Annotated in this window: 18 protein-coding genes and 1 tRNA gene; 8 read left to right on the plus strand and 11 right to left on the minus strand. The window is 67.4% G+C overall.

What is annotated here, in order from left to right:
• Nucleotides 1-5 precede the first annotated feature (5 nt).
• Genes zwf through pgl form a run of 3 tightly spaced genes read left to right on the plus strand, consistent with a single transcriptional unit; the run spans nt 6 to nt 3,270 of the window.
• Nucleotides 6-1,553, plus strand: a complete 1,548-nt coding sequence (zwf, locus tag ACYVG2_RS14650; RefSeq protein WP_460781673.1) for a glucose-6-phosphate dehydrogenase — start codon at nt 6-8, stop codon at nt 1,551-1,553.
• Nucleotides 1,550-2,485, plus strand: a complete 936-nt coding sequence (locus ACYVG2_RS14655; RefSeq protein WP_448965773.1) for a glucose-6-phosphate dehydrogenase assembly protein OpcA — start codon at nt 1,550-1,552, stop codon at nt 2,483-2,485. Before zwf ends, ACYVG2_RS14655 begins: the two co-directional genes overlap by 4 nt.
• A 5-nt stretch (nt 2,486-2,490) precedes the next feature.
• Nucleotides 2,491-3,270, plus strand: coding sequence for a 6-phosphogluconolactonase (gene pgl / locus ACYVG2_RS14660; protein ID WP_460781674.1), 780 nt, complete (start codon nt 2,491-2,493; stop codon nt 3,268-3,270).
• On the opposite strand, the gene ACYVG2_RS14665 is transcribed toward pgl, so the two are convergent.
• Nucleotides 3,264-4,298 (minus strand): DMT family transporter, encoded by a 1,035-nt coding sequence (locus tag ACYVG2_RS14665; RefSeq protein ID WP_460781947.1) that lies wholly within the window; start codon nt 4,296-4,298, stop codon nt 3,264-3,266. The genes pgl and ACYVG2_RS14665 overlap by 7 nt on opposite strands.
• Before the next feature lie 61 nt (nt 4,299-4,359).
• Between ACYVG2_RS14665 and def the strand changes: the two genes are divergently transcribed.
• Together def and ACYVG2_RS14675 are read left to right on the plus strand one after the other, a co-directional pair.
• A complete protein-coding gene (gene def / locus ACYVG2_RS14670; protein WP_460781675.1) occupies nt 4,360-4,926 on the plus strand; it encodes a peptide deformylase in 567 nt (188 codons plus the stop codon).
• Nucleotides 4,927-5,047: 121 nt separating this feature from the next.
• A complete protein-coding gene (locus ACYVG2_RS14675) occupies nt 5,048-5,590 on the plus strand; it encodes a septum formation family protein (protein ID WP_460781676.1) in 543 nt (180 codons plus the stop codon).
• A 191-nt stretch (nt 5,591-5,781) separates the two neighbouring features.
• On the opposite strand, the gene ACYVG2_RS14680 is transcribed toward ACYVG2_RS14675, so the two are convergent.
• The 5 genes from ACYVG2_RS14680 to dusB form a co-directional block, all read right to left on the minus strand.
• Nucleotides 5,782-5,857 (minus strand) — tRNA-Asn (locus ACYVG2_RS14680).
• Between the two features lie 94 nt (nt 5,858-5,951).
• Nucleotides 5,952-6,728 carry an ATP-binding cassette domain-containing protein gene (locus tag ACYVG2_RS14685; protein ID WP_460781677.1) on the minus strand — a complete coding sequence of 259 codons (777 nt, stop codon included), beginning with the start codon at nt 6,726-6,728 and terminating at the stop codon, nt 5,952-5,954.
• A 36-nt stretch (nt 6,729-6,764) separates the two neighbouring features.
• Nucleotides 6,765-8,624 (minus strand): DNA primase, encoded by a 1,860-nt coding sequence (dnaG, locus tag ACYVG2_RS14690; RefSeq protein WP_460781678.1) that lies wholly within the window; start codon nt 8,622-8,624, stop codon nt 6,765-6,767.
• A complete protein-coding gene (locus tag ACYVG2_RS14695) occupies nt 8,624-10,030 on the minus strand; it encodes a deoxyguanosinetriphosphate triphosphohydrolase (RefSeq protein ID WP_460781679.1) in 1,407 nt (468 codons plus the stop codon). The genes dnaG and ACYVG2_RS14695 overlap by 1 nt, the downstream gene beginning before the upstream one ends.
• Nucleotides 10,023-11,177, minus strand: coding sequence for a tRNA dihydrouridine synthase DusB (gene dusB / locus ACYVG2_RS14700; RefSeq protein ID WP_460781680.1), 1,155 nt, complete (start codon nt 11,175-11,177; stop codon nt 10,023-10,025). The genes ACYVG2_RS14695 and dusB overlap by 8 nt, the downstream gene beginning before the upstream one ends.
• A 61-nt stretch (nt 11,178-11,238) precedes the next feature.
• Between dusB and ACYVG2_RS14705 the strand changes: the two genes are divergently transcribed.
• Nucleotides 11,239-11,733, plus strand: a complete 495-nt coding sequence (locus ACYVG2_RS14705) for a glutathione peroxidase (RefSeq protein WP_460781681.1) — start codon at nt 11,239-11,241, stop codon at nt 11,731-11,733.
• Here the strand turns inward: ACYVG2_RS14705 and ACYVG2_RS14710 are convergent.
• Entirely contained in the window at nt 11,730-12,431 is a 702-nt protein-coding gene (locus tag ACYVG2_RS14710) for a DsbA family oxidoreductase (RefSeq protein WP_460781682.1), read from the minus strand. The two genes, ACYVG2_RS14705 and ACYVG2_RS14710, sit on opposite strands and share 4 nt — an antisense overlap.
• 52 nt (nt 12,432-12,483) lie before the next feature.
• Between ACYVG2_RS14710 and ACYVG2_RS14715 the strand changes: the two genes are divergently transcribed.
• Complete coding sequence (locus ACYVG2_RS14715; protein WP_460781683.1) at nt 12,484-13,104, plus strand: P-loop NTPase family protein; 621 nt, start codon at nt 12,484-12,486, stop codon at nt 13,102-13,104.
• Here ACYVG2_RS14715 and ACYVG2_RS14720 read toward each other — a convergent pair.
• A complete protein-coding gene (locus ACYVG2_RS14720; protein WP_460781684.1) occupies nt 13,050-13,847 on the minus strand; it encodes an isoprenyl transferase in 798 nt (265 codons plus the stop codon). The two genes, ACYVG2_RS14715 and ACYVG2_RS14720, sit on opposite strands and share 55 nt — an antisense overlap.
• Complete coding sequence (gene recO / locus ACYVG2_RS14725; RefSeq protein WP_448965788.1) at nt 13,844-14,587, minus strand: DNA repair protein RecO; 744 nt, start codon at nt 14,585-14,587, stop codon at nt 13,844-13,846. The genes ACYVG2_RS14720 and recO overlap by 4 nt, the downstream gene beginning before the upstream one ends.
• 36 nt (nt 14,588-14,623) lie before the next feature.
• On the opposite strand from recO, the gene ACYVG2_RS14730 reads away from it, so the two are divergent.
• Complete coding sequence (locus ACYVG2_RS14730) at nt 14,624-15,310, plus strand: trimeric intracellular cation channel family protein (RefSeq protein WP_448965789.1); 687 nt, start codon at nt 14,624-14,626, stop codon at nt 15,308-15,310.
• A 12-nt stretch (nt 15,311-15,322) separates the two neighbouring features.
• On the opposite strand, the gene leuA is transcribed toward ACYVG2_RS14730, so the two are convergent.
• A complete protein-coding gene (gene leuA, locus ACYVG2_RS14735) occupies nt 15,323-17,077 on the minus strand; it encodes a 2-isopropylmalate synthase (protein ID WP_460781685.1) in 1,755 nt (584 codons plus the stop codon).
• A gap of 157 nt (nt 17,078-17,234) precedes the next feature.
• The gene (locus tag ACYVG2_RS14740) at nt 17,235-18,167 is read right to left on the minus strand and encodes an NADP-dependent oxidoreductase (protein ID WP_460781687.1); all 933 of its coding nucleotides are present in this window, start codon (nt 18,165-18,167) and stop codon (nt 17,235-17,237) included.

The raw sequence follows: 18,167 nt of genomic DNA on the forward strand, positions 1-18,167 counted from the left end.
CGCCGATGACCGTTCCCGTATCACGCGGCCAGAACCCGCTGCGCGACCCAGACGACCGTCGCCTCAATCGCATCGCAGGTCCCAGCGCGCTGGTGATCTTCGGCGTGACCGGCGACCTGTCGCGCAAGAAACTCATGCCGGCCGTGTACGACCTGGCGAACCGAGGGCTGCTGCCACCAGGCTTCGCCCTCGTCGGCTTCGCACGCCGCGACTGGGAGGATCAGGACTTCGCCCAGGTCGTCTACGACGCGGTGAAGCAGCACGCGCGCACCGAGTTCCGTGAGGAGACCTGGCAGCAGCTGCTGCAGGGCATCCGCTTCGTCTCCGGCGAGTTCGACAACCCCGAGTCGTTCGTGAAACTGCGCGAGACCGTCGAGAAGCTCGACGTCGAACGCGGCACGATGGGAAACCACGCGTACTACCTCTCGATCCCGCCGAAGTCGTTCCCCGTCGTCACGAAGCAGCTGAAGGAATCCGGGCTGGTCGGCGATGACGAAGGCGATGAGCGGTGGCGGCGCGTCGTGATCGAGAAGCCGTTCGGCCACGACCTCGAATCGGCTCGTGATCTGAACGAGGCGCTCGAAGTCGCGTTCCCGGCTGATGCGATATTCCGGATCGACCACTATCTCGGCAAGGAGACGGTGCAGAACATCCTCGCTCTGCGCTTCGCCAACGAGCTGTACGAGCCGATCTGGAACCGCAACTACGTCGACCACGTGCAGATCACGATGGCCGAGGACATCGGCGTCGGCGGTCGCGCCGGATACTACGACGGCGTCGGCGCTGCACGCGACGTCATCCAGAACCATCTCCTGCAGCTGCTCGCGCTCACCGCGATGGAGGAGCCGATCAGCCTGAGCGCAGAGCACCTGCGTGCGGAGAAGGAGAAGGTCCTCGCCGCGGTGACCCTCCCCGAGGATCTCTCGCTCGCCACAGCACGCGGTCAGTACGCGGGCGGATGGCAGGGTGGCGAGCAGGTCACCGGATTCCTCGATGAGGACGGGATGAGCCCGGAGTCATCGACGGAGACCTATGCCGCCGTCAAGCTCGACATCAACACGCGGCGCTGGGCCGACGTCCCGTTCTACCTGCGCACCGGCAAGCGCCTCGGACGCCGCGTCACCGAGATCGCCGTGGTGTTCAAGCGCGCGCCGCAGCACCTGTTCGGACGCTCGAACACTGCCGAGCTCGGTCAGAACGCGCTCGTCATCCGCGTGCAGCCCGACGAGGGCGTCACGATCCGGTTCGGCTCCAAGGTGCCGGGCGCGGGCAGTAACGTGCGTGACGTGACGATGGACTTCGGGTACGGTCACGCCTTCACCGAAGCCAGCCCTGAAGCGTATGAGCGGCTCATCCTCGATGTGCTTCTCGGCGACCCGCCGCTGTTCCCCCGCCACGAAGAGGTCGAGCTGTCCTGGAAGATCCTCGACCCGGTGGAGAAGTACTGGGCATCGCAGGACACACCGGTGGAGCAGTACGCACCCGGTTCGTGGGGTCCGGCTTCCGCCGACGCCCTCCTGGCCCGCGACGGACGAGTCTGGAGACGACCGTGATCATCGACCTTCCCGATACGACCGTCAGCCAGGTCGCCAAGCACCTCGTCAAGCTGCGCGAGGAGGGCGGCGCCGTCGCCCTCGGCCGCGTGCTCACGCTGGTCATCGCCGCACGCGAGGACATGGCCGAAGAGGCCATCGAAGCGGCAAATGACGCGTCCCGCGAGCACCCGATGCGGGTCATCGTGCTGTCCGAGCGCGACGGTGACGCACGACTCGATGCCCAGATCCGTGTCGGCGGCGACGCCGGCGCGAGCGAAGTGGTCGTGCTCCGTGCGCACGGCGACGCGGCGAGCAACCAGGAGAGCCTCCTCACCGGTCTTCTGCTCCCGGACGCGCCCGTCGTGGCCTGGTGGCCGGATGACGCGCCGGAAGAGCCCTCCGCAACGCCCCTCGGGCGCATCGCGCAGCGCCGCATCACCGACGCCGCCACCGCCATCGACGTGCGTGCGCAGATCGAGTCCCTCGGGCGTTCGCACGCCCCCGGTGACACCGACCTCGCGTGGACGCGTCTGACGCACTGGCGCGAGCAGCTCGCCGCCGTGCTCGATCAGCCGCCGTTCGAGGAGGTCACGACCGTCGAGGTGCGCGGCGCGGCATCCTCGCCGTCCACCGCGCTGCTCGCGGCGTGGCTCCAGCTCGCCCTCGACGTCCCCGTCCGCTGGGCGTACGAGAAGCGCGAGGAGTGGGACGAAGGCATCAAATCCGTCCGGCTCACCCGCTCGAGCGGCGACATCCTGCTGCAGCGACCGGTCCCCGGCGATGCCGTCCTCACGCAGCCGGGACAGCCTGAGCACGACCTGCACCTGCCGCGCCGCACCCTCAGGGAGTGCCTGGCGGAGGAGTTGCGTCGTCTGGACCCCGACGTCCTGTACGGTCGAGTCATCACCGAGGGCTGGGAGAAGCTGGGTCCGCCCGAGACCGGAGAGTGAGCGACATGCAGGCATCTTCTGCCGAGAAGCTGGTCGTCGTGGAGGCGACGCCTGCAGCCGTCGCCGAACGGGTCGCGGATCGTTTCCTGACCCGTGTGAAGGCGCGCACGAAGAACGGCCGGATCGCCCACATCGCCCTCACTGGGGGGTCGATGGGGAGCACGGTCCTTCGCGCCGTCGCCGCGCATCCGAAGGTCGACCGGATCGACTGGTCGCTCGTGCACTTCTGGTGGGGTGACGAACGCTTCGTCGCCCGCACCGATCAGGACCGCAACGCGCTGCAGTCCCGCGAGGCGCTGCTGGATCGTATCGAAGTGCCTGCGCAGAACATCCATGAGATCGCCGCTGCCGATGACGGTATGACGCTCGACGAAGCCGCGCAGGCCTATGCCTCGGAACTCGCCAGGTTCGGTGACGAGGAGCATGACTGGCCGTCGTTCGCGGTGTGCTTCCTCGGCGTCGGACCGGACGGACACATCGCCTCGCTGTTCCCCGATCGCTCCGAGGTGACGGAGACGGATGCGGCGGCGCTGCCGGTGCGCGACTCTCCGAAGCCGCCGCCGGAGCGCGTCACGCTGACGCGTCCGGTGATCAACTCCTCCAAGCGCGTCTGGCTGGTGCTCACCGGGGCGGACAAGGCCTCCGCCCTGGGCCTGGCCCTCGCCGGCGCCAGCTACACCAACGTGCCCGCAGCGGGCGCGAAGGGGCGCAAGCGCACGATCTTCTTCGTCGATCAGGCTGCGGCCTCAGAGGTCTCGGAAGACCTCATCGACCAGGCCTACTGATCGCGTTCCGGTGCTGATCCGGGGTCGCGGCCGGGATCGCGTTCCCCGGTGGCCGTGCCCGTGGAGTTCGAGGGTCCGCTTCCCCGCGTGATGCCGAGCTCCTGGCTCTCACTGAGCACCTGCGGGTGATACCTGGCGAGCCCGACGACTCCCCAGATGGCGATCGCACCGGCGATGCCGAAGCACACCAGAACCCATGGCGGCGCCGCAGCGGCCTCACCGAGGACGAGCATTCCGATCAAAACCGCGATCATCGGGTCGACGACCGTCAATCCGGCGATCACGAGGTCGGGTGGTCCGGAGCTGTAGGCGGTCTGGACGAAGTACGCCCCCACCGCCGACGCCGCGATCAGGGCGATCACGCACACCAGCGTCACCCAGTCGAACTCCTCGGCCTGGACGCGCTTGATAACGGCCTTGGCGAGCGTCGCCACGAACCCGTAGAGGATTCCGGCCCCGACGACGTAGAACAGTGCCCGCATCCGGTGGCGCAGGATCAGCCAGCATCCGCCGAGCACGATGATCACGACCAGCAGGATCGCCAGGATCACGAAGAGCTCGCGATCTGTGATGTCCTGCTCGACGGCGAAGATCGCCGCGAAGAACACGAAGATGAAGATGCCGCCGACGCACGCCCCGATGGCGATGAGCGATCTTCTGGTCGGCGAGTGCCCCGAGACCCGTGCGTTGAGCAGCGTGGTGATCACGAGCGCGATGGCTCCGAGCGGCTGCACGACGATGAGCGGCGCGACGGACAGCGCCGCGAGCTGGCACACGATCGCGAGACCCAGCATGAGCGTCCCGAGGATCCATGACGGACGGGTGAGCAGTCGCTTGAGCTGCTCGACGCTCAGCCCGCTCGCGCCGTCGGCGCCGCTGAGGCGTTCGACCTTCTCGACTCCGCGGTGCTGGTACTGCGCTCCGAGCGACATGAACACCGCACCGGCCAGCGCGAGAGGAATGCCGAGAAGCAACCCCGGGTTCTGGAAGGCACCGACAAGCTGGTCGCCGACTTCCGCCCCTGACATCCACGCGCCCGCACTCACACTGAAACACTACCGGGCACTTGGCCCGCAGTAGGGTTGTGGCGTGGCTGTTCTACCGATTCGCATCATGGGCGACACCGTTCTGCACTCCCCCGCATCGCCCGTCGGCGAGATAGACGACGACATCCGCACCCTCGTCGCCGACATGTTCGAGACGATGGATGCCGCACCCGGTGTCGGTCTCGCGGCCCCTCAGGTCGGTGTGCCCCTTCGCATCTACACCTACTCCTACGTCGACGACGATGATCAGCCGTGGCGAGGTGTGCTCATCAACCCCGTGCTGTGGATGTCTCCCCCGGAACCCGGCGTTCCCGACCCGGACGAGGAGTCCGAGGGCTGCCTGTCCTTTCCCGGTGAGCGGTTCCCGCTGCGCCGGGCGGACCGCGTGCTCGTGACCGCCACCGATCTGGACGGCGCAGACGTGCGGATCGAGGTGGACGGGTGGCGAGCCCGCATCATGCAGCACGAGTTCGATCATCTCGACGGCATCCTCTATGTGGACAGGCTCTCGGACGGCGACTGGAAGACGGTGCAGAAGATCGCCCGCAAGCGCGGCTGGGGCAAGCCCGGCGCGAGTTGGATGCCGGGAGTCGACGACCTCGACGCCTGAAGACGTACAGCTTCTGCATAACGAATTCAAAGTTGCGCCTCAGGTTCAGGATGAGTACGGTTCCGGTTGGGGGCGGGACATCGGTGCCCGCTGCAGACAAAGTCCTCGGAGGGGAACTCACATGATGAAACTGCGCAATCGACGAGCGCTGGCACTCGCTGGAACCGCCGTCGCGTTGAGCATCGCGCTCAGCGGTTGCAGCGCGCTCAACAACCTCATCGTGGGCGGCGGCAACGACGCTCAGCGCGATGAAGAGACCGGTGAGGTCACCGAGGGCGACACGATCGACATCTTCTCCCTCAAGGTCGGCGACTGCATGCCCGCGAGCGACACCTCCGGCGAGATCACCGACGCCGACGTCGTCCCCTGCTCCGAACCGCACGCCGACGAGGTCTTCTTCGAGTTCGACCTCCCGGAAGGCGACCTTCCCACCGACGAGGAGATCACCGCCGAGGTCGAGGCGCAGTGCGTCCCCGCGTTCAGCGAGTTCGTCGGCATCGACTACTACGATTCCGCACTCGACTTCTGGTGGCTCACCCCCACCGAAGACACCTGGACCCAGGCCGACGACCGCCTCGTGCAGTGCGTGATCTACGAGCCCGACCCCGAGGACCCGCAGGCTTCGCTCGAGGTCACCGGAACGCTCGAGGGCGCCGCGCGCTGATCCGCTCCTGACTGAGAAGAGGTCCCGTCCGACAGGATGGGACCTCTTCTGCGCTTCCGCCATGTCTTGCGGCGGCCGACGGGAGATTCTCGCACGTCTCGGACCCCGCGCACGCGCGAAAACCTCCCATCGAGTGCCGGGAGCACCGCGGAAAGCAGTAGGCCCCGTCGTCATGACGGGGCCTACTGATCTGGCTCCCCAAATTGGACTCGAACCAATAACCTGCCGATTAACAGTCGGCTGCTCTGCCAATTGAGCTATTGGGGATCAGGCGATGTCGCCGAAGCAACTCCACAATCTTAGCAAACACCCGAGGGTGGTCGTGACACCGGGAACCCTTCTCGGGCGTGTCGGTCGCAGGTCAGCGGCCGAGCGAGTCTGCCTCGGCGTTGGGGACCCAGAGCAGGTCCTTTCCCACTCCGCGGGCGACCACATGACCGGCGCGGAGCATCAGGGTCTCCGCGTTGAGCTCACGGATGAAGGCGGCGTCATTCGTGACGAGCAGCGCGCCCATCCCCTGCTCCTTGCGACGACGGGTGATCGCGTCGAACACCACCGGGCGCACTTCGAGATCGAGGTTCGCGAGCGGCTCGTCGGCGATCAGCACCCGCGGCTCCAGCACGAACGCCCTGGCTATCGCGACCCGCTGACGCATCCCGGCGCTGAGTTCGTACGGGAACTTCGCCGCAGTGCCCAGCGGCAGATGCAGCTCGTCCAGCAGTGTCGCGATGCGGATCGAGAGAGCCTTGCTGTTGACGCGCTTCTCACGGATCAGGATCGGCTCCGCGATCACTTCGCTCACCGTGAGTGTGGGCGGCAGATCCGCACCGGCGCTCTGCGGGATGAAGCCGGTGAGATAGGTCAGCTCACGGTGCCGGCGGCCAGGCTTGCGCACGTTCACGCCGCAGACCTCGGCGGTTCCGCCGACGATGCGCACCGACGGGTCCGTCGAACCTGCGAGCGCCGCGACCAGCGTCGACTTGCCGGATCCGGTGGGACCGGCGACGCAGATGAGCTCTCCAGGGGACAGCGCGAACGTCACCCCGTCGACGGCACGCGTGGGGGCGCCGTGTCCGATGCGATCTATGACCAGGTCGGAGCATTCGATCGCGTGGGAGGAGTGGTGCGTGCGGGACATGGGTTCCATCCTCCCCTGAATCGGTGATCCGAGCCGTTACGACTCGGTGAAGCGCTGGCGCTCGATGTCGAGATCTCTCAGTCGCATCCGCAGCGCTCGGCCCCCGTCGGAATCGGCTGGCACTCTCTGCACGGCTCCGAGCAGCTCGTTCTTCTCGCGATCGAGGCCTCGCAGGATCATACGGCGACAGAGATCCGCCGTCGAGGCGACGGCACCCTGTTCGTCGCGTGCGGGGAACGGCGACATCAGCAACTCCCCCGCGAGCGAGCGGTAAGGTTCGCGCACGGCGTTGACGGCATCCATCGCCCAGCCGACCCGAGTGCGGTCCTGCGCGGCCATGATGACCTCGCGGATCGCCTCCAGTGCCGGGTGGCGGAACGGCACCTCGAATGCGCGGGTCAGCGTTTCCTGATCGACCTGATGACCGTACTGGAGCGCCCCCATCAGCGCGCCGCGCTCGAGCGCGACGTCGGCCGTGCGGGGCAGGCCGGCCAGGGTGACGGGCGCGACCGCCGCCGGCTCCGCGCTCTCCTTTGCAGGCTCGGCGGTCTCACGTCGCGCGGACGCGTGACTCGCACCGCGTGCCGCGCGCTCGACCTCGGCGCGCACCTCGGTGGGGTCCATGCCCAAGCGCCGTGCGAGCACGCGTTCGTACCCCGGCCGCAGCAGACGATCGCGGATCTCGGCGACGATCGGCGCTGCGGCGCGCAGCGCGCCGACCTGCCCCTCGACCGTCGCGAGATCGAATCCCGCGAGCCGCCGGTCGATCGCGAACTCGAACATCGGCACCTTCGCGTCCATGAGCCCGCGCACCGCCGCGTCGCCGCGCTGCAGCCGCAGATCGCACGGGTCGAGGCCGTTCGGTGCGACGGCGACGAAGGTCTGCGCGTTGAAGCGGTCGTCCTCCGTGAAGGCGCGCAGCGCCGCCTTCTGCCCCGCCTCGTCACCGTCGAACGTGAAGACGACCTCACCCGAGGCGTTGTCGTCGCCCATCACGCGGCGCAGCACCTTGATGTGCTCGGCGCCGAACGCCGTTCCACAGGTCGCGACGGCGGTCGTGAGACCTGCGAGGTGACACGCCATGACGTCGGTGTACCCCTCGACCACCACGACCCTGCGCGGGTCGCCGCGCGAGATGTCGCGCTTGGCCAGGTCGAGCCCGTAGAGCACCTGCGCCTTCTTGTAGATGATCGTCTCGGGGGTGTTCAGGTACTTCGGCCCCTGGTCGTCGTCGTAGAGCTTGCGTGCGCCGAAACCGATCGTCTGGCCGGTCACATCGCGGATCGGCCACACCAGACGACCGCGGAACCGGTCGTACACGCCGCGCTGCCCCTGCGACACGAGCCCGGCCGCGAGCAGCTCATCACGGGTGAAGCCCTGCGCGGTGAGGGCCTTCATCATCCCGTCCCAGCCGCGCGGCGCGTATCCCACGCCGAAATGGGCTGCGGCACCGGCGTCGAACCCGCGTTCGCCGAGGAACTTCCGACCGGTCTCCGCTTCGGCCGACAGCAGCTGCCCGCGGAAGAACTCCGCCGCAGCGGTGTTGGCTGCGTAGAGCCGGCTGCGACCGCTGTTCTCAGGTGCGGCGCCGCCGTCCTCGTAGTGCAGCGTGTACCCGATGCGGCCGGCGAGGCGTTCGACGGCCTCCGTGAAGCTGACATGGTCCATCTCGCGCAGGAACGAGTACACGTCACCCGACTCGCCGCAGCCGAAGCAGTGGTAGTAGCCGACCTGCGGCCTGACGTGGAAACTGGGGCTCTTCTCGTCGTGGAAAGGGCACAGACCCTTGAGCGAGCCGACACCGGCGGATTTCAGTGCGACGCGCTCACCCACGATGTCACCGATGTTCGTGCGGGCCTTGACCTCATCGACGTCGGCCTGCCGGATCCTCGGCATCAGCGCGCCCTTTCGGCGACGGCATGCTCGGGCTCGTGACCGCGCGGCCGGGGCCGGACGTGGCGCGGAGACCAGATGCCGACCTCGGCGGGATCGACATCCCCCACGAGACGGCTGTGCCAGTCCAGCGCCGTCTGGTCGGTGAGGCTGGCGATCTGGTCCACGACCACTCGAGCGCGCTCCGCATCCGTGGACGCGTCATGGAAGTCGGCGGCGTACGCGGGTTCGAGCACGTCGGCGCCCGCGGTCCACAGGGCATCCGTCGACCAGAGCGCATCCGCCAGCCGCTTGAGCACGCGGCGCTGCTCCTTGTAGACGCCCTTGCGCGCATCGATCGTGACGATGGCCTGGCCCATGATGCCCTTGAGCACGGCGATCTCGGCCTCGACGACGCGCGGCACGACCACGTGCGCGCTGTAGCGGGCGAGCACAGGGCCGCGGTACGTCTCACGCGTGGCTGCGACCGCGGCGCGCGCGAACCGGCCGATCAGGTCGCTGGTGAGGTTCTTCAGGCCGGCGAGGTCGCGCCGGGAACGATCGAACGATCCCAGCCACATCGGCTGAGTCGTCAGGCGGTACAGCGCATCGGCGAGTTCTTCCCTGGTGAAGTCATAGCCGACCCACTGCTGGATGCGCCCGACCAGCGCATCGTGCTCCTTCGGGTCCGACAGCACCGCGACATCGAGATAGCCGTTGACGATCGCGTCCTCGAAGTCGTGCACGGAGTACGCGATGTCGTCGGAGAGATCCATGATCTCCGCCTCGATGCACCGCAGGCGCCCGGGGGCCCCTTCGCGCATCCAGCGGAACACCTCCTCGTCCTCGGGATACACGCCGAACTTCAGGCGTCCGCCAGGATCGGGGATCGGGCTGTCGACCCTCCACGGATACTTGCAGGTCGCGTCGAGGCTCGCCCTGGTGAGGTTGAGGCCGACGGAGTGCCCGTCGGCGTCGAGGACCTTCGCCTCCAGACGGGTGAGGATGCGCAGGGACTGCGCATTCCCCTCGAACCCGCCGATGGGCTCGGCCCACTCGTTCAGTGCGCGCTCGCCGTTGTGCCCGAAGGGCGGATGCCCCAGGTCGTGACTGAGGCAGGCGGTGTCCACGACGTCCGCCGAGACGCCGAGAGCGACGGCGAGCTCTCGACCGACCTGGGCGACCTCGAGCGAGTGGGTCAGCCGGTTGCGGGCGAAGTCGGCTGTGCTCGCGGGGCTGAGCACCTGCGTCTTGGCGGCCAGACGGCGAAGCCCGGCCGAATGCAGCACACGTGCACGGTCTCGCGCGAAATCGTCGCGTTCGGAACGATGCTGCTCGCTGAAGAATCGTGCGGTGTCGCGCGCTTCGTAGCCGTCGGTGCGCGCGGTGCCCGACGCTTCGACGGGCTCAGCGGTCGAGCGATCAACCACCACTGTTCTCGATCTCCGCTCCGCGCAGCATCTCGCCGGTGTCGGCGGCGACCTCGCGCGACTCCAGCCACTTGTCGGGCAGCGCGGGGCGCTTGGGCCGACCGGCACGACCGCGCTGACCCTCGGCATCCGCTCCGGGGTACGGCGCATCCCGATCGAGCTGGCCGAGGAGGTCGTCGATGTGCGCGAGGCTCTGCGCGGTGGCGAGCCCCGTGCGGATGTCGCTTCCCACCGGATAGCCCTTGAAGTACCAGGCGACGTGCTTGCGGATGTCGCGGCATCCGTGGTCTTCATCGTCGAGGAACTCGACGAGCAGCTGCGCGTGCCGACGGAACGCGTCAGCGACGAACCCGAGGGTCGCGTCGACAGGGCGCGACTCCGCTCCGAACGCCGCGGCGAGGTCGCCGAACAGCCACGGCCTGCCGAGGCATCCGCGCCCGACCACGACGCCGTCGCAGTCGGTCTCGGCCATCATGCGCACGGCGTCGTCCGCCGACCAGATGTCTCCGTTGCCGAGCACGGGAATGCTGGTGACGGCCTGCTTCAGCTCGCCGATAGCGTTCCAATCGGCGTGGCCGGAGTAGAACTCGCTCGCCGTGCGGGCGTGCAACGCAACCGCGGCGGCGCCGGCATCCTCTGCGGCACGGCCAGCGTCGAGGAACGTCAGGTGGTCGGGATCGATGCCCTTGCGCATCTTGACCGTCAGGGGGATGTCACCGGCGGCCTTCACCGCCTGCTCGACGATCTCCGCGAAGAGGCTGCTCTTCCACGGCAGCGCGGCTCCCCCGCCCTTGCGGGTGACCTTGGGAACGGGGCATCCGAAGTTCAGATCGACGTGGTCGGCGTGGTCTTCGGCCACGATGATCCGCACGGCCTCGGCGATCGTCTTGGGGTCGACGCCGTACAGCTGGATCGACCGCGGCGTCTCGCTCTCGTGGTGGCGGATGAGCCGCATCGTCGTGTCGTTGCGCTCGACGAGCGCCCGCGACGTGATCATCTCGCTGACGTAGAGACCCGCGCCGTACTCACGGCACAGAAGGCGGAACGCGGTGTTCGTGATGCCCGCCATGGGAGCGAGGACGACCGGCACGTCGAGGTCGATCGGACCGATGCGCAGGGCGCGAGCGGGGGCAGAAGCGAGAGTCATATCCTTTCCATTCTCCCACCCCTGCGGCCCTCGGCGCCGCAACGCGTCATAGGCTGTGGATATGAGCGAAACCAGTGTCCGCCAGATCCCCTTCACCGACGCGACAGGCGCTGAGAAGACGCTCGACGACTTCGGCGCCGAGGTGCTGCTCGTCGTCAACGTCGCGTCGAAATGCGGTCTCACGCCGCAGTACGAGCAGCTCGAGCAGCTGCAGCGCACCTACGGCGACCGCGGCTTCAGCGTCGTCGGATTCCCGAGCAACCAGTTCATGGGTCAGGAACCGGGCTCCATGGAGCAGATCCTGGAGTTCTGCTCCACCACGTACGGCGTGACCTTCCCCGTGAACGACAAGGTCAAGGTCAACGGAAGGAACGCCACCGAGCTCTACAAGGCTCTCAAGGAGACGCAGGATGCCGGTGGCAAGGCCGGCCGCGTGGAATGGAACTTCGAGAAGTTCCTCGTGCTGCCGGACGGTTCCGTCAAGCGCTTCCGTCCGAAGCAGAAGCCGGACGCCCCCGAGATCGTCGAGGCGATCGAGGGCGCCCTGGTCCGCTAGACCGCGGCTTCTTCCTGATCGGCCGTCACGGCTTCGCTGTCGCCGCGCTTTGCCCAGAGATCGCGCAGCACGTTCTCGAACGTCTCCGGAGGCTGCGCACCGCTGATTCCGTACTGGCCGTCGATCACGAAGAACGGCACGCCCTGGATGCCGTAGGCACGCGCCTGCGCCTGGTCCTGTCGGACGGCGGGAAGGTGCCGGTCACTCGCGAGCGCCGCGCGGGCCTCATCGGCATCCAGCCCGACCTCGACGGCGAGTTCGACGAGATCGTCGATGCGGCCGACGTGCTTGCCCTCGGTGAAGTACGCCGACATCAGGCGCTCCTCCATCTCGTGCTGCAGACCGTTGGCCTTGGCATGGTGCAGCAGCTCGTGCGCCTTGACCGTGTTCGTGTGCTTCAAGAGGTCGAAGCGGTACTCCAGACCGGCGTTCTTCGCGATGCCGGTGACGTTGTCGAGCATGCCCTGCACCTGCTCGCGAGGCATGCCCTTGTGCCCGGCGAGGAAGTCGATCTCGTCGCCGTCGAAGTCGACAGGGGTGTCGGGCGAGAGCTCGAACGAGTGGAAGGTCACCGAGACCTCAGGAGCATCCTCGTCTCCCGCGACGGCTGCGAGGCCTGCTTCGAGATTGCGCTTGCCGATGTAGCACCAGGGGCAGGCGATGTCGGACCAGATGTCGATCGAGATAGGTTGGCTCACCTCTGTTGGAACCTTCTCGATGGCGCGAGTATTCCGTTGGTAGCATCTTCGGATGCTCTCGGCCGACGATCCGCTCCCCTTCCGCCCCGAGCGCGTGCTGATCGCCGGCGTCACCGGCTCGGGGAAGACGACACTCGCACGCCGTCTGGCAGAGACCTGGTCGCTCGAGCACATCGAGATCGATGCGCTCTTCCACGGCCCGGACTGGATGCCCCGCCCTGAGTTCCTCGACGATGTCCGCTCGTTCGCCGCGACGGACCGCTGGATCACCGAGTGGCAGTACACCTCCAAGGGCACCGACGAGATCCTCGCGCCGCGTGCCGAGCTGGTTGTCTGGCTGGACTATCCGTATCGGGTGGTGCGCTCCCGTTTGATCCGTCGTACTCTCGGCCGCAGCATCCTGCGCACCGAGGTGTACAACGGCAACGTCGAGAAGCCGATCTGGAAGCTGCTGGCGACCCGCGAACCCGAGGAGAACATCCTCGCGTGGCAGACGAAGACGCTGGGGTACTGGAGGGCCAAGATGCCGGACGTCCGAGAGCGCTTTCCGCATCTCACGATCGTGCGTCTCACGCATCCGCGCGAGACGGAACGCTGGCTGAGGGCCCGTGGCGAGGCTCAGGCGGAGGGTGCGTCCACCGCACCGCCGAAGCGGCGATCGCGCGACACGTAGATCTCGATCGCGCGCCAAAGCTCCTGGCGGGAGAAGTCGGGCCAGAGCGTGTCGAGGAACACCATCTCCGCGTACGCGGACTGCCACAGCAGGAAGTTCGAGGTGCGCTGCTCCCCGGAGCTGCGAAGGAACAGATCCACATCAGGGATCTCCGGCACGTACAGCTGCCGGCCGATCATCTTCTCGGTGATCGCCTTCGGCTTGAGCCGGCCCGCCGCCACCTCGGTCGCCAGTGAGCGCATGGCATCGACCAGTTCGACGCGCCCGCCGTAGTTCACGCACATCGTGAGGGTCAGCACGTCGTTGTCCTTCGTGAGATCCTCGGCGCGCTGGAGCTCTTTGATCACCGATCCCCACAGTCGCGGTTTCCGCCCTGCCCAGCGGATGCGCACGCCCCACTCGTTGAGCTGGTCGCGCCGACGATGCAGCACGTCGCGGTTGTATCCCATCAGGAAGCGCACCTCTTCGGGCGAGCGCGCCCAGTTCTCGGTCGAGAACGCATAGACCGACAGGTGCTTCACCCCTGCCTGGATGGCGCCGGCGACGACGTCGAGCAGTACCTCCTCACCGGCCTTGTGCCCCTCGATCCGGGTGAGGCCACGCTTGTTGGCCCAGCGACCGTTGCCGTCCATCACTATGGCCACGTGCTCCGGCACCTTGGCGAACGCGGGCGGGTGCACGCCGGTCCAATCCAGCGGACGGTACGCGACGGCGTCCTTGTGCGTGTACGGCTTCGGGGTCAACGCGCGTCCTCTCGAGACGAGTCTGAGACATGGGCGAGCGAGCGGATGCCGCGTTCGAGGTGGAACTGGGCATATGCAGACACGAGCCCGGATGCGGCGGCGGTCTCCGCGTGCGGTGCCGCATCGACAGCCTCCCACTCCCCCTGCATGAGGGCGCGCAGCAACTGCAGCGTGGACTGCGACACGCGGGGGCTGCCTGCGGGGGCGCAGTTCGGGCACACGAGGCCGCCGAGCTGGCCGACGAAGTGCGTGTGAGGACCTGGCGCGGCGCACCGCGCGCAATCGCTGAGCGAAGGCGCCCAGCCCGAGAGCGCCATCACCCGCAGCAGGTAGGAGTCCAGGATGCTGCGCGGGGCGTGCTCGCCGCGAGAGAGCGCACGGAGGCCGCCGACGAGCAGCAGGTACTGCTCCGGCGTCGCCTCGGCGTCGCTCAGACGGTCGGCCGTCTCCACCATCGCGTTCGCCGATGTGAACCGGTCGTAGTGCGCAGCGATGTCGGCGCCGTACGCGCCCAGCGACTCCGCCTGCTGCACGATGTCGAGCGAACGGCCCTGATACAGCTGCAGATCGGCGACCATGAAGGGCTCGAGCCGAGAGCCGAACTTCGACGACGTGCGCCGCACCCCCTTGGCGACGGCGCGGATCTTGCCGTTGCGCCGAGAGAGCATGGTGACGATCCGGTCCGCCTCACCCAGCTTGTGAGTGCGCAGGATCACCGCTTCATCTCGATAGGTGGGCACTGTCCGATTATCCTCCGTCCACGACAGAATGGATGCGTGACCGAACCGCTCTTCACCATTCCGCTCTGGGCGGACCTTCTCGGCGTCGGCCTGGGCGGCATCCAGGGGGCGATGTTCGCCTCCGGGTTCCAGGGCCAGCGACGACTCGACCTGCTCGGAGTGGCGATCATCGGCATCCTCATCGGAATGGGCGGCGGCCTCATCCGCGATCTCCTGCTCGGACAGCCACCGGCGACGCTGCAGAACAACTGGTATCTCATCGCCGCCGGTGGCGCCGCCATCATCGGCATGCTGCTGGCCGGTCTCCTGAACCGGGCGAACGCCGTCATCGTGGGTCTCGATGCCGTCGTCATCGGAATGTTCGGTGCTTTTGGCACCAGCAAGGCACTCGGTCTGGGTGTTCCGCCCGTGCCTGCGGTCTTCATCGGCGCATGCGCCGCTGTGGGCGGCAGCATCCTGCGCGACGTCATCATGGGGCTGCCCGTCGCGATCATGCACGTCGGCTCGCTCTACGCGGTCGCCGCCCTTCTCGGGTGCAGCGTGATCGTCACTGTGCACGCCTTCGGCGTCAGCATCACGATCGCGGGCATCATCGGCCTCGTGGTGACCGCGGTGATCCGTGTGCTCGCCGTGATCTTCGACGTCTCACTGCCGGAGCAGCGCCGTCTCTACCGCCGCAAGGTGGCGGCAGAGACCGGCGCCATCCCGATCGTGAAGCCGTAGCGCACGATCGGTTCAGACTGCGGCGAGCTCCGACTGACGGGTGCGGATCGAACGGTTCACACCGGAGACGATCGCCTTCAGACTCGCCGTGGAGATGTCGCCGTCAATACCGACACCCCACAGGCGCTCGTCGCCCACCTGGAGCTCGACGTAGGCCGCGGCCTGCGCGTCACCGCCCGAGCTGAGAGCGTGCTCGACGTAGTCGTAGACCGTGATGTCGAAGCCCTGAGCGCGCAGCACCTCCACGAACGCGGCGACGGGACCGTTGCCGTGGCCGGACACCGTGTGCTGCTGCTCCTCGTCACGGAGGGTGACATCGAGCACGACGTCGCCCGACATGTCGCTGCGCGTCTGCGTCGCGAGCAGCTCGAAGCGACCCCACTTCGCATCGGCGTCATCCGACGGGAGGTACTCGTCGTTGAAGATCGACCAGATCTGGTCGCTGGTGACCTCACCGCCCTCGGCGTCCGTCTTCGACTGCACGACGCCGGAGAACTCGATCTGGAGCTTGCGGGGCAGGTCGATCGCGTGGTCGGTCTTCAGCAGGTAGGCGACGCCGCCCTTGCCGGACTGCGAGTTGACGCGGATGACGGCCTCGTACGAGCGGCCGAGGTCCTTCGGGTCGATCGGCAGGTACGGCACCGCCCACTCGATCTCATCGACCGTCTTGCCCGCGGCGTTCGCCTCGGCGGCCATCGCCTCGAAGCCCTTCTTGATGGCGTCCTGGTGCGAGCCGCTGAAAGCGGTGAAGACGAGATCTCCCGCCCAGGGGCTGCGCTCCGGCACCGGCAGCTGGTTGCAGTACTCGACTGTGCGCTTGACCTGATCGATGTCGCTGAAGTCGATCTGCGGGTCGATGCCCTGCGTGAACATGTTGATGCCGAGGGCGACGAGGTCGACGTTGCCGGTGCGCTCGCCGTTGCCGAACAGGCAGCCCTCGATGCGATCGGCACCGGCCATGTACCCGAGCTCCGCCGCGGCGATCGCCGTGCCCCTGTCGTTGTGGGGGTGCAGCGAGAGGATGATGTTCTCGCGGTGGGCGAGGCGACGGCTCATCCACTCGATCGAGTCGGCGTAGACGTTCGGCGAGGCCATCTCGACCGTGGCGGGCAGATTGATGATGACCTTGCGATCCGGCGTCGGCTCAAAGACCTCGATGACCTGATTGCAGATGTCGAGGGCGAACTCGAGCTCGGTCCCCGTGTAGCTCTCCGGCGAGTACTCGTAGTAGACCTGAGTTTCGGGGATGCGCTTCTCGTACTCGCGGCACAGACGTGCGCCCTCGAGAGCGATGTCGATGATGCCCTGCTTGTCGGTGCGGAACACGACGTCGCGCTGCAGGATGCTGGTGGAGTTGTACAGGTGCACGATGGCCTGCTTCGCGCCGGCGATCGACTCGTAGGTGCGCTCGATCAGGTGCTCACGCGCCTGGGTCAGCACCTGGATGGTGACGTCGTCGGGGATGAGGTCCTCTTCGATCAGCTGACGCACGAAATCGAAGTCCGTCTGGCTGGCGGACGGGAAACCGACCTCGATCTCCTTGTATCCCATGTCGACCAGCAGCTGGAACATGACGCGCTTGCGCTCCGGCGACATCGGATCGATGAGCGCCTGATTGCCGTCGCGCAGATCGACCGCGCACCAGCGGGGTGCTTCGGTGATGCGCTGCGACGGCCAGGTGCGGTCGGGAAGATCGACGGTGATGAGCTCGTGGAACGGCCGGTACTTGTGGATCGGCATCGCGGACGGGCGCTGGGAGTTGTGCATGATGGGCTTCTTCTCTTCGTCAGAATGATCGGGCCAACACAAGCGCCGCGACGAGGAAGGCCCTAGTTTGAGGACTCGTCGCGGCAGCTAAGAAGAAGCAGTCCGCCGAATGGCATGTGGTCATGCTAGCAGGGTGTGATCATGCTCACGCACCGCGTCACACGATGAGTGCGAGTTTTCCACCGGGATGGCCCTCAGCCAGAAGACGTACGCCTTCGCGCGCATCGGCCAACGGATAGGTGCGAGCGACCGGCACCTCGAGGAGTCCCTGCTGCGCGAGAGCCACGAGTTCGCCGCGGATGCTGTCGCGAAAACGCTGGCTGTCCGGCAATACCCCTGCGATCCAGCGGAAGCCGTCACGTTCCGCACGCCGAGCTGCTGCGATCGTGACGATGCGTTCACGATCGCGCACGAGTTCCAGTGATGCGTCGACGGCTTCGTCCGTGCCGACGGCGTCCAGCGCGGCGACGATCGGAGCGTCCGTGACCGCACGCGCGCGCTCGACGAGGCCCTCCCCGTAGGCGATCGGCGTACCGCCGAAACGACGCACCTCGTCGAAACGGGCCTCGCTGGCCGTGCCGATCACGTGAATCCCGCGGTGCGCGGCCTGCTGCAGCACGCTCACACCCACTGCACCGGATGCCCCGTGCAGCAGGATGGTCTCCCCCGCCTCAGCGGCCGTCAGGACGAGCATCTCCCTGGCGGTCGTGCCGGCGAGCAGGAGGTTCGCTGCGGCCGCGTGGGTGAGGTTCGTGGGCTTTGCGAACGCCTTCTCCGCCGGGATCGTGAGCTCGGTGGCATATCCGCCCTTGACTCGGTAGGCGATGACCTCGTCGCCCGCCTGCGCGGCGCCGGAGCCGATCACGGTGTCCGGGCCGATAGCCGTGATCTCGCCCGAGATCTCACCGCCGATGGGGAACGGGAACTCGACGGTCGCGTTCGCTGCGACGCGTTTGTAGTCCGAGGGGTTCATCCCGGCCGCATGCACGCGGACGGTGACCTCGCCCTGGCCAGGCGCGCCCACGTCGTACTCGACGAGCTCCCACGTGTCGGGTGTTCCCGGCCGCGTCGCGACCCAGTGCTTCGCCAC

The sequence above is a fragment of the Microbacterium shaanxiense genome (genome assembly GCF_054779995.1).

Bases quoted from the DNA above. Each gene is read 5' to 3' on its own strand.
- zwf (WP_460781673.1), top strand. From the start codon at position 6: ATGACCGTTCCCGTATCACGCGGCCAGAACCCGCTGCGCGACCCAGAC.
- pgl (WP_460781674.1), top strand. From the start codon at position 2,491: ATGCAGGCATCTTCTGCCGAGAAGCTGGTCGTCGTGGAGGCGACGCCT.
- ACYVG2_RS14665 (WP_460781947.1), bottom strand. From the start codon at position 4,298: ATGTCAGGGGCGGAAGTCGGCGACCAGCTTGTCGGTGCCTTCCAGAAC.
- ACYVG2_RS14675 (WP_460781676.1), top strand. From the start codon at position 5,048: ATGATGAAACTGCGCAATCGACGAGCGCTGGCACTCGCTGGAACCGCC.
- ACYVG2_RS14685 (WP_460781677.1), bottom strand. From the start codon at position 6,728: ATGTCCCGCACGCACCACTCCTCCCACGCGATCGAATGCTCCGACCTG.
- dnaG (WP_460781678.1), bottom strand. From the start codon at position 8,624: ATGCCGAGGATCCGGCAGGCCGACGTCGATGAGGTCAAGGCCCGCACG.
- dusB (WP_460781680.1), bottom strand. From the start codon at position 11,177: ATGACTCTCGCTTCTGCCCCCGCTCGCGCCCTGCGCATCGGTCCGATC.
- ACYVG2_RS14705 (WP_460781681.1), top strand. From the start codon at position 11,239: ATGAGCGAAACCAGTGTCCGCCAGATCCCCTTCACCGACGCGACAGGC.
- ACYVG2_RS14715 (WP_460781683.1), top strand. From the start codon at position 12,484: ATGCTCTCGGCCGACGATCCGCTCCCCTTCCGCCCCGAGCGCGTGCTG.
- leuA (WP_460781685.1), bottom strand. From the start codon at position 17,077: ATGCACAACTCCCAGCGCCCGTCCGCGATGCCGATCCACAAGTACCGG.